This window comes from Streptomyces sp. NPDC004126 (assembly GCF_050275515.1).
In the GTDB taxonomy this organism is placed as follows: Bacteria; Actinomycetota; Actinomycetes; order Streptomycetales; family Streptomycetaceae; genus Streptomyces.
This window is the reverse complement of the sequence record NZ_JBNNPF010000023.1, coordinates 53,432-62,486: the sequence shown is the minus strand read 5'-3', so window position 1 is coordinate 62,486 and position 9,055 is coordinate 53,432. Positions and strand designations below refer to the sequence as shown.

The 9,055-nt window shown below is 73.6% G+C and carries 10 protein-coding genes; 4 read left to right on the top strand and 6 right to left on the bottom strand.

Going from position 1 to position 9,055, the window contains the following annotated elements:
- The first annotated feature begins 5 nt into the window (after positions 1-5).
- Both ACQKM2_RS22415 and ACQKM2_RS22410 read left to right on the top strand, forming a co-directional pair.
- Positions 6-1,430 (top strand): DHA2 family efflux MFS transporter permease subunit, encoded by a 1,425-nt coding sequence (locus ACQKM2_RS22415; protein ID WP_427712233.1) that lies wholly within the window; start codon positions 6-8, stop codon positions 1,428-1,430.
- A gap of 13 nt (positions 1,431-1,443) precedes the next feature.
- Positions 1,444-1,773: a chorismate mutase gene (locus ACQKM2_RS22410; protein ID WP_427712231.1), complete on the top strand. Its 330-nt coding sequence runs from the start codon at positions 1,444-1,446 to the stop codon at positions 1,771-1,773.
- Here ACQKM2_RS22410 and ACQKM2_RS22405 read toward each other — a convergent pair.
- Positions 1,722-2,486, bottom strand: a complete 765-nt coding sequence (locus ACQKM2_RS22405; protein WP_427712228.1) for an aminotransferase class IV — start codon at positions 2,484-2,486, stop codon at positions 1,722-1,724. The two genes, ACQKM2_RS22410 and ACQKM2_RS22405, sit on opposite strands and share 52 nt — an antisense overlap.
- A gap of 141 nt (positions 2,487-2,627) precedes the next feature.
- On the opposite strand from ACQKM2_RS22405, the gene ACQKM2_RS22400 reads away from it, so the two are divergent.
- Positions 2,628-4,118: an MFS transporter gene (locus ACQKM2_RS22400; RefSeq protein WP_427712225.1), complete on the top strand. Its 1,491-nt coding sequence runs from the start codon at positions 2,628-2,630 to the stop codon at positions 4,116-4,118.
- 88 nt (positions 4,119-4,206) lie between these two features.
- Here ACQKM2_RS22400 and ACQKM2_RS22395 read toward each other — a convergent pair whose 3' ends face one another.
- Together ACQKM2_RS22395 and ACQKM2_RS22390 are read right to left on the bottom strand one after the other, a co-directional pair.
- The gene (locus ACQKM2_RS22395) at positions 4,207-4,377 is read right to left on the bottom strand and encodes a hypothetical protein (RefSeq protein WP_427712222.1); all 171 of its coding nucleotides are present in this window, start codon (positions 4,375-4,377) and stop codon (positions 4,207-4,209) included.
- Between the two features lie 228 nt (positions 4,378-4,605).
- Positions 4,606-5,499 carry an aminoglycoside phosphotransferase family protein gene (locus ACQKM2_RS22390; RefSeq protein WP_427712220.1) on the bottom strand — a complete coding sequence of 298 codons (894 nt, stop codon included), beginning with the start codon at positions 5,497-5,499 and terminating at the stop codon, positions 4,606-4,608.
- A 136-nt stretch (positions 5,500-5,635) separates the two neighbouring features.
- On the opposite strand from ACQKM2_RS22390, the gene ACQKM2_RS22385 reads away from it, so the two are divergent.
- On the top strand, positions 5,636-6,907 hold the full coding sequence (locus ACQKM2_RS22385) for a helix-turn-helix domain-containing protein (RefSeq protein ID WP_427712217.1): 1,272 nt from the start codon (positions 5,636-5,638) through the stop codon (positions 6,905-6,907).
- 141 nt (positions 6,908-7,048) lie between these two features.
- Here the strand turns inward: ACQKM2_RS22385 and melC2 are convergent, their stop codons facing one another.
- The 3 genes from melC2 to ACQKM2_RS22370 all read right to left on the bottom strand — a co-directional run bounded on the left by melC2 (position 7,049) and on the right by ACQKM2_RS22370 (position 8,987).
- Entirely contained in the window at positions 7,049-7,873 is an 825-nt protein-coding gene (melC2, locus tag ACQKM2_RS22380) for a tyrosinase MelC2 (RefSeq protein ID WP_427712215.1), read from the bottom strand.
- Positions 7,870-8,298: an apotyrosinase chaperone MelC1 gene (gene melC1, locus ACQKM2_RS22375; RefSeq protein ID WP_427712212.1), complete on the bottom strand. Its 429-nt coding sequence runs from the start codon at positions 8,296-8,298 to the stop codon at positions 7,870-7,872. The genes melC2 and melC1 overlap by 4 nt, the downstream gene beginning before the upstream one ends.
- 182 nt (positions 8,299-8,480) lie before the next feature.
- Positions 8,481-8,987: a RidA family protein gene (locus ACQKM2_RS22370; protein WP_427712209.1), complete on the bottom strand. Its 507-nt coding sequence runs from the start codon at positions 8,985-8,987 to the stop codon at positions 8,481-8,483.
- Between the last annotated feature and the right edge of the window lie 68 nt (positions 8,988-9,055).

Below are 9,055 nucleotides of genomic sequence, written 5' to 3'. Positions count from 1 at the left end.
GCGGCATGACGACCGGCACCGCTCCGGCACCCCGCACCGGCCTCGGCCGGGACGTCTGGAAGGCCGCCACCGTCGTGATCGTGGGAGCGACGATGTCGTTCCTGGACTCGACGATCGTCAACGTCGCGCTCAGCGCGCTCGGTACGGACTTCCGGGCCCCGCTGAACACCGTCCAGTGGGTGGTCACCGCCTACCTCCTCGCGGTGGCCGCGGTCATCCCGGTCTCCGGCTGGGCGGCCCGCCGCTTCGGCGCCCGCCGCACCTACGTGGCCGCCGTCGTCCTGTTCACCCTGGGCTCCGCGCTCTGCGCGGCCGCCCAGGACGCCGGACAGCTCATCGCCTTCCGTGCGGTCCAGGGCCTCGGCGGCGGGCTGATCATGCCCGTCGGGCAGATGATCCTGGCCCGCACGGCCGGGCCGAAGAACATGTCCCGGGTCATGGCGACGGTGGGCGTGCCCATCGTGCTGGCCCCGGTCTTCGGCCCGTTCATCGGCGGGCTCCTGCTGCACTACACCGACTGGAGGTGGATCTTCCTGGTCAACCTGCCCGTGGGTGCCGCCGCCGTCCTGTGCGCCGTGTGCCTGCTGCCGGCCGACCGCCCGGAGGCGGCCCCGCCGCTGGACGTCCCGGGCCTGGCCGCGATCTCCACCGGCATGGCCGTCCTCACGTACGGCCTGGGCAGCACCGACACCGGGTCCCTCACGGTGCCCCTGCTCTGCGTCGCCGTCGGCACCGCCCTCCTCGTCCTCTTCACGATCCGCACCCTCAACACCGCCCACCCGCTCTTCGACGTCCGCCTCTACCGCGACCGGGTCTTCCGCGCCGCGTCCCTCACCACGTTCTTCCTGTCCATGGGCATGTACGCGGGCATGGTGCTGATGCCGCTGTACTTCCAGGACGTCCGGCACGAGGACCCGGTCGCCACCGGCATGCTGCTGGTGCCGTCGAGCATCGGCGCGGCGGCGGCCACCTGGCTCTCGGGCCGGGCCGCCGAACGCCTCGGCACCGGCCGCACGGCCCTCGCCGGCGCCGGCCTCAGCCTGGTCGCGGCGGTGCCGTTCGTGTTCGTCGGCACCGACACGTCCTACGCGCTGATCGGGACGGCCATGACCGTCTCGGGATTCGGCGCCGGCCTGTCCGTCATGCCCGCCATGACCACCGCGTTCCGCAGCCTCGACCCGCAGAAGATCAGCGACGCCGCACCGCAGCTGAGCATCCTGCAACGGCTGGGCGGCTCGCTCGCGACGGCGGTGCTCGTCACCGTCCTGCAGAGCGGCCTCGACGGTGCCGACGACCGCCCGCACGACGAGGCGTCCGCCTTCGCCGTCACCTTCGGATGGTCCCTGGCCCTCGCCGCCGCGGCCGCGCTGTCCGCCGTCCTGCTGGCCCGGGCACAGCGCCGCCCGGCCGCCCCCGAACCCACCCGCTGAGGGGAAAAACCGCATGCCCGTCGGAACAGAACCCGCCCCCACGGAGACGACCGCCCTCCTCACCCAACTCAATGAAGAGGTTTTGCTCCACCAGGTCGACGCCATCGACGACCGGATCATCGCCCTGGTCGCCGACCGCGTCGCCCTCGTCAACGAGATCCAGCGCGACCGGACCGCCGCCGGCGGCCCCGGCACCCGCCTGTCCCGGGAAACGCAGGTCATCGCCCGGTACGGCAACAGCCTCGGCCGCCCCGGCGTCGACCTGGCCCTGCTCCTGCTGAACCTGTGCCGCTACCGCGGCAGGGGTTCGGCGGCCGCCGCCCAGGCGGCCCGCCACTCCTGAACCCGCGGTGAGGGGCCGGCGGCCACGTCGGCCCCCACCCACCCGGTGACCGGCCGCAGCCCGTGCAGGGCGTTGGTGACCCACACCTCGCGCCCGTCCAGCTGCTCCGGCCGCACCCGGCCCGGCCGCACCGCGATGCCCAGGGCGGTGGCGCGCCGCACCACCCACGCCGCGGTCACCCCCGCCAGGACCGGCAGCCCGGGATCGACCACGCACAGCACGTCCCCGTCCCACCACACCAGGTTCGCCGTGGCGGTCTCCAGGACCGAGCCGTCGTCGCCGACGAGCAGCGCGTCGTCCGCGCCCGCCGCCACGGCCCGGGACCGCAGCGCCCCCAGCACCGCCAGGTCCGGCCCCTTGCGCCGGGGCGTACGCCGGGGATCCGCACCCCCGGCCCACAGCCGTACCGCCTCCGTCCGCGCGGGCGCGGTCCGCACCCGCAGCTGCAGCCGGCCGCCCACCAGCTCCACCCGGGGGAACCAGCACCCCCGCCGGGGCAGCGCCCGGGCGACGGCCTCCGGGAAACCCTCCAGTGCGGGCCCGCCCGCCTCGGCCACGGCCGCGCCGAACCGCCGCCAGTGCGCGGGCAGTTCGCGCACCCGCCCCTCCTCCACGAGCCAGGAGTCGGCCGCCGCCAACTCCCCGGCCGCCTCGCCCTCGACGAGCCCTCCGGGCCCGTACAGGAGGACCCGCTCCCCACCTTCACCTGTCATGCCCTGGAGCATAGATCGCCGCACGCCCTCTTGCGTACACCGTACCCATTGTGCGTACAGTGTGCGCAGCACTGAACGGTGTACGCGCCGAGTGGGCCTCGTCAACGGGACGCACCGACGAAGAACGAAAGGGAAAGACCCATGGAAAGCAGGAACCCCCGCCGCTGGTGGATCCTGATCGTGCTGTGCCTGAGCTCACTGGTCCTGGTCGTCGACTCCATGGCCCTGACGGTCGCGGTGCCGTCCATGACCACGGACCTCGGCGCGAGCGCGCAGGACACCCAGTGGATCCTGGACTCCTACATCCTGGTCTTCGCCGGCCTCCTGCTCACCTCCGGCAGCCTCGGCGACCGCTTCGGCCGCCGCCTGATCATGCTCGTCGGGCTGGTCCTCTTCGGCGCGGCCTCCCTGGCCGCGACCTACTGCTCCAGCCCCGGCGAGGTGATCGCCGTACGCGTCGCGATGGGCGTCGGCGGCGCGCTGATCATGCCGTCCACCCTCTCCATCCTCATCACCGTCTTCGACGAGGACGAGCGGCCCAAGGCGATGGCGGCCTGGGGCTCGGTCTCCATGCTCGGCCTGGTGGGCAGCCCGGTCCTCGGCGGCGTCCTGATCGACCACTTCTCCTGGCAGTCGATCTTCTTCATCAACGTCCCGGTCGTCGTCCTCGCCGTGATCGCCGCCCTCACCCTGATGCCCGAGTCCAAGGGCCCCTGGCAGAAGCCCGACCCGCTGGGCGCCGTCCTCTCGGCCGTCGGTATGACCGCCCTGGTCTGGTGGATCATCGAGATCCCCAAGCACGGCGCCTTCGAGGGCCGCTCCTCGCTCACCCTGGTCGTCGCCCTGGCCTGCCTCGCCGGCTTCGTGATCTGGGAGAACGTCACCCCGTCCCCGATGGTCCCGCTGGTCCTCTTCAAGAACCGCAACTTCAGCGGCGGTTCGCTCTCCCTGACCCTCGTCCAGATCGGCAACGGCGGCCTGCTGCTGGTCCTGACCCAGTACCTGCAGTTCGTCCTCGGCTACTCGCCCCTCAAGGCCGGCCTGGCCTTCGTCCCCCTCGCCGTCGCCGCCCTCGTCGGCAACGGAGTGGGCGCCGGCCTCGCCTCCAAGATCGGCAACCGCCCCCTGATCGTCGTCGGCATGATCGTGATGGCCGCCTCCTTCGCCCTCCTCACCACCGCCTCCCCCGACAGCGGCTTCACCGTCCCGGCGGTCGCCCTGGGCCTGCTCGGCCTCGGCGCGGGTGCCGCCATGCCGGCCGCCGTCGGCGCCCTGATGGCCACCATCCCCGAGGAGAAGGCGGGCGTCGGCTCGGCCCTCAACGACACCATCGGACAGGCCGGCAGCGCCCTCGGCATCGCGATCCTCGGCTCGCTGCTCGCCTCCGGCTTCGCCGCCGAGATGCCCGCCGGATCGCCCGAGGAGGCCAAGCACTCCATCGCCGGAGCCCTGGCCGTCGCCGCCGGGGACCAGGGCATGGTGCGCACGGCCCGCGAGGCCTTCGTCACCTCGATGTCGACGACCTTCACCATCAGCGCCGCCGCCATCCTCGCCGCCGCGGTCCTCGCCGTCCTGGTCATGCGCGACCAGAAGAAGCCCGAACCCGCCACCCCCGAACCCGCCACCGCCTGACCCCGCCCCACCCGGAGAGGCCCGCACCCCCAATGGGGGCGCGGGCCTCTCCGCGCTCCGCGCAACGGGCTCCGCGCAGCGGGTCGGCTCAGCGGCCGTGGTGGTCGGCCGGCGCCTCGGCCGCGGCACGGTGGCCGACCGCGGCCAGTACCGGATTGGCGACCCGGTACTCGTGCTCGGCGGTCAGCCCGAACCGCAGCGCCCAGCCCCGCCCCCGGGCCCACGTCGCGTCCTCCACCCCCGCCTCCGCGCGGAACACGTTCCTCCCCCTCCAGCCGGCGGTACACCGACCACCCGTACCCGAAGCCCTCACCCGGCACGCCCCGGCCCAGCGGAACCGGAACCGCCAGCGGCAGCCACCGCTGCTCCCGGTCGACCTGGTGCGCCGCGCCCGGGATCCGGGGGGAGCCTGACACGGCACACAGGCCCGGTCAACACCGCCTGACACAGCGCTTGCCAAACTTGGCAAACCAGGGCGGGCCGCCGGTCACCGGCCCGCCGCGTCCGCCAGCACCTCACGGATCACGTGGCGGGCGTTCGCGGAGATCACCGCATTGGTGCGGCGGTAGTACGGCAGCTGGATCAACGCCATGGACAACGCCCACCCCCGGCCCCGCGCCCAGGCGGCCCCGTCCGCGCCAACCCGCTCCCGGAACACCCGCCGCGCCGGGGCCGGCAGCAGGTTCCACGCCGGGACCAGGTCGACGGCCGGCTCCCCGAGCCCCACCGTCCCGAAGTCGAGCACCGCCGCCAGCCGGCCCCCCGCCGTCAGCAGGTTGCTCGGCATCAGGTCGGAGTGCGACCAGCACGCCGGCCCCTCCCACGCCGGAGCGGCCAGGGCCTCCTCCCAGGCGGCCAGGGCCGCGCCCGCGTCGAACGGCTCGTCGGTGCGCCGCAGCTCCTCGACCGCCGCCCGGGTCTCCGCGTCGGCCTCCGCCAGCGGCGCGCGCCGGTGCGCCGGCGGCCCGCCGTCCAGGCCGACCCCGCGCAGGGCCGTGACGAACGCCGCGAGATCGGCGGCCAGCCCCTCGGCGGCGCCGCCCACCCGCCCCTCGACCGGCACCTCGCCCGCGATCCACCCGTGGACCGCCCACCGCCAGGGGAAGCCCTCGCCCGGTTCGCCCGTCCCCACCACCGCCGGCACGGGCGCGGGCAGCAGCGGGGCCAGCCTCGGCAGCCAGAGCGCCTCCCGGTCCACCGTCCCGGCGCCGCCCGCGGTCAGCGGGAGCCGCACGCTCAGCCCGTCCCCCACCCGGAAGATCGCGTTCACCGTCCCGCCGGACTCCACGCGCCGCACCGGCAGCCCGGCGTACCGAGGGAACTGCGCCCGCAGCAGCGCGCGTACCAGGTCCTCGTCCACATCGACTTCGTCAGCATGCATCTTGACCATGGGGCACAGCAGACCCTTGGCAAGAAGGGTTGTCAAATGTTTGCCAACCGTCGGCGGCGCCGGATAGGCTCCCCGCACAGCGCCGGGCGCACCGACGGCCGACTTCCCCAGGGAACGGGACCACCCCATGACAGACGAGCCGTCCTTCGGACCGCGCCTGAAGGCACTGAGACTGCAACGGGGCCTCTCCCAGACCGCCCTGGCCGGCGGGGAGATCTCCACGGGCTACCTGTCGCGCCTGGAATCCGGCGCGCGGCAGCCCACCGAGCGGGTCATCGACCACCTCGCCCGGCAGCTCGGAGTCGACCGCCGGGCCTTCGAGGCCCCGCCGGCCGCCGGCAGCCCGCTGGCGCGGAGCCTGGCCATCGCCGCCTCGTGCGACGCCGGCGACGCCGGCGACGACGGCGACGACGGCGACGGCGACGGGGACGAAGCCGTCGCGGGCCTCACCACCGCCCTCGCCGCCTGCCCGGACGAGGCACCGCTGCTGCGCTGGCAGGCCCTGTGGCTGATCGCCCGCCACCGGCACCGCCGCGGCGACCGGGCCGGGGAGCGGTCGGGCCTGGAGGAGATGACCGGGATCGCGGACGACCTCGGCCTCCCCGAACTGCGGTGCCGCACCAGGACCCGGCTCGCCCGCTGCCTGCGCGCCGGCGGCGAGGTCGCCCGCGCCCTCGAACTGGCCGTCGAAGCCCACCGGACGGCACGCGAGGCCGGGCTCGGCGTCACCGACACCGGGACCGCCCTGCTGGCGCTGGTCTCCGCCGAGGCCGAGGCCGGACGGCTGCCCGAAGCCCGCGCGCACGCGGAGGAACTGGTCGCCCTCGTGGCCGGCCGCTCCGACGCGCTGCGGGCCGAGGCGCTCTGGTCGGCGGCCACCGTCAGCTCCCGCCAGGGCGACGACGACGCCGCCCACGCCTACCTCCACCAGGCACTGGAGGCCCTGGACAGCCGCGTCGACCCCGTGCTGTGGGCGCGGCTGCGGCTGGCCGCAGCCTCCCTCTGCCTGCGGTCCCGGCCCGCCCTCACCGAGCGGGCCGCCGCATGCCTGGAACAGGCCGGAGCGGCGCTCTCCCTCGTCGGCACGCCCGTGCAACAGCAGGAACTGCTCGTGCTGCGGGCCCAGCTCGCGTTCGAGGAGGGCCGGTACGAGGACGCCCGCGCGGCCCACGACCGGCTGGACCGCGGACAGCTCGTCCTGGCCTTCCGCGACCGGATCAGGCTGGAGACCCTCGACGGCCTGCTCCTGATCGCCGAAGGCCGCCCCGAGGAGGGCCGGGCCCTCCTCAAGAGCCTGGCCGAGGAGGCCCGGCGCGCCTCCAGCCACGACCTGGCCGCCGAAACCTGGCGCCTCCTGGCCGAGACCCTGGAAGACGCCGGACCCCCCGGCCCGGCCTGACGGCCCCGGACCCTCGGCGCACGACCCGGCGGACCGCGCCCAGCACGTCGCCCGCGAGCCGCACCACCGGCCGGACCACAGGGAGCACCGGGATCACGGGACCACCGGGATCACGGGACCACCAGGATCACGGACGGCCCGTCACGGCTTGTCGAAGGTGTAGAACTTCCGGTGGTCCAGCATGTCGGCCGGAGTCACGTTGTTCCACGGCGGCAGCACGCCCCGCAGGTCGATCACGTTCTGCGTCCGGGCCGCCGGCAGGTAGCCGGCCTTGGGGTTGCGGGCCTGCCAGTCCGCCCACAGCTTGTCGATGAAGGCGTGGTGCAGCCAGAACACCGGGTCGTTGGGCGAGGCCGCGGTGGCCATGTGCCCGCCCACCCACACGTGCACCCGGTTGTGCAGGTTGGTCCCGCGCCAGCCCTCCAGGTGGTTGCGGAACCCGCTCGACGAGCTGTTCCAGGGCGCCGTGTCGTACACCGGCATCGCCAGCACCGAGTCCACCTCGGCCCGCGTCGGCAGCTGCGGCACCCCCGACCCCAGGACGCGCCGCAGGTAGTCGCGGCGGTCCACGCCCACCGTCACGGGCCACCGCCCGCCCCCCGCGGCGAACGGGCCGTCCAGCACCTGGCCGTCCCGGCCCCGCCGGCTGCCGCCCATGAAGTCGGAGGCCCACAGCGGGGAGTTGGCCGCCCGGTCGACGGTCCAGTCCCAGTACGGCAGCGCCACGTTGCGGTCCACCCGCTGGAGCGAGGCCTCGAAGTCCAGCAGGAACCGCCGGTGCCAGGGCAGGAACGACGGCGTGCGGTGCCCGATCCGGGGCCCGAAGTCCGAGTCGCTCATCAGGTAGTAGTTGTGGGCGTTGACGTACCGGTCGTAGATGCCGGTCCGCTTCAGCTCCAGCACCGCGTTGACGAAGGCCCGCTTCTCGTCGGGAGTCAGCGCGGCCACGCTCTTGCGTACGGTCACAGCTGCGGAGCCTCCTTCGGGAGCGTGAACGGCGCGAGTTCGGCGCCCTGCAGGTCGCGGATGGCGGCGCGGGCGGCCGCGACCGGGTCCGGGAAGCTCTCGTAGTGGTTGACGACGGTGACCCAGCTGCCGTCCGCGTTGCCCATCAGGTGCAGCTCTTTGCCGTCGATCTTGATGTTGGGCACCGGCATCCCGTGGTGCCCCGCGGCTCCCAGCGTGATCTGGATGCGGCGCCCCTCGTACACCTCGTCGATGCCGCCGGTGGGTATGGACAGGGGCGCTCCGGAGGCACCGGGGCTCCCGGAGGCACCTGAGGCCCCGGCCGCCGGGGCCGGGGCCGACGAGGACGAGCAGGCGCTCAGCCCCAGGGCGATGGAAGCCCCGGTACCGATCCCCAGAGCCTGTCGGCGAGTGATCTTCTTCATGGCCTGAAGAAGTACCAGACGGCCGAAACCCGCTGATCGTTGCCCCCTGCATGAACATGCCACCAGCTCCGGCGGGCCCACGACCGCAGCCCGCGCCCGGGGCCAGTAGGACTGGCCCCGGGCGCGGGCTGCGGGAGGGTGCGCGGCGGTCGGATCACCGCGCGCGCTGCGCACGCACCGGGTCAGGAGCGCGGCTTGACCTTCACGATGGCCTCGATCTCGACCAGCTGCTCGGGGAACGCCAGGTCGGAGACACCGACGATGGTGTCGGTCGTGCGGTGGTTGCCCACGTACTCCTTGTGCAGCCGGGCGGCCGTGTCGAAGTTCTTGCGCAGGTCCTTGGTGTAGATCTTCATGCTGATGATCTGGCTGCGGGACACCTTGTAGTGCTTGAGGACCTTGTCCATGTTCTCGAACGACGTCTTGACCTGCTTCTCGAAGTCACCGACGCCCACCAGGTTCCCGGCCGCGTCGTGCGACAGCTGACCCGAGATGTAGATCTCGTCCCCGGCCTTGATGGCCTGCGAGTAGCCGTAGGTCTCTTCCCACGAGACCCCGAACCCGAAGTGCTCCCAGCCGCGGCGCGCCGTGTCCTGCGCACTCGCCTGCGGTCCCACGAAGGTGATCATCGCGGCCGCGGTCGCGGCCACCACGGTGGCGATGCCGAACTTGCGCCTTGACTTGGTCATTCCTGTCGTCCTTTCGTCCCCAGCGGAGCCTCGCGTCACGAAGCTCCCAGGAAGCGAAGGAGAACGCC

Bases quoted from the DNA above. Each gene is read 5' to 3' on its own strand.
- ACQKM2_RS22415 (WP_427712233.1), top strand. From the start codon at position 6: ATGACGACCGGCACCGCTCCGGCACCCCGCACCGGCCTCGGCCGGGAC.
- ACQKM2_RS22410 (WP_427712231.1), top strand. From the start codon at position 1,444: ATGCCCGTCGGAACAGAACCCGCCCCCACGGAGACGACCGCCCTCCTC.
- ACQKM2_RS22405 (WP_427712228.1), bottom strand. From the start codon at position 2,486: ATGACAGGTGAAGGTGGGGAGCGGGTCCTCCTGTACGGGCCCGGAGGG.
- ACQKM2_RS22400 (WP_427712225.1), top strand. From the start codon at position 2,628: ATGGAAAGCAGGAACCCCCGCCGCTGGTGGATCCTGATCGTGCTGTGC.
- ACQKM2_RS22390 (WP_427712220.1), bottom strand. From the start codon at position 5,499: ATGCATGCTGACGAAGTCGATGTGGACGAGGACCTGGTACGCGCGCTG.
- ACQKM2_RS22385 (WP_427712217.1), top strand. From the start codon at position 5,636: ATGACAGACGAGCCGTCCTTCGGACCGCGCCTGAAGGCACTGAGACTG.
- melC1 (WP_427712212.1), bottom strand. From the start codon at position 8,298: ATGAAGAAGATCACTCGCCGACAGGCTCTGGGGATCGGTACCGGGGCT.
- ACQKM2_RS22370 (WP_427712209.1), bottom strand. From the start codon at position 8,987: ATGACCAAGTCAAGGCGCAAGTTCGGCATCGCCACCGTGGTGGCCGCG.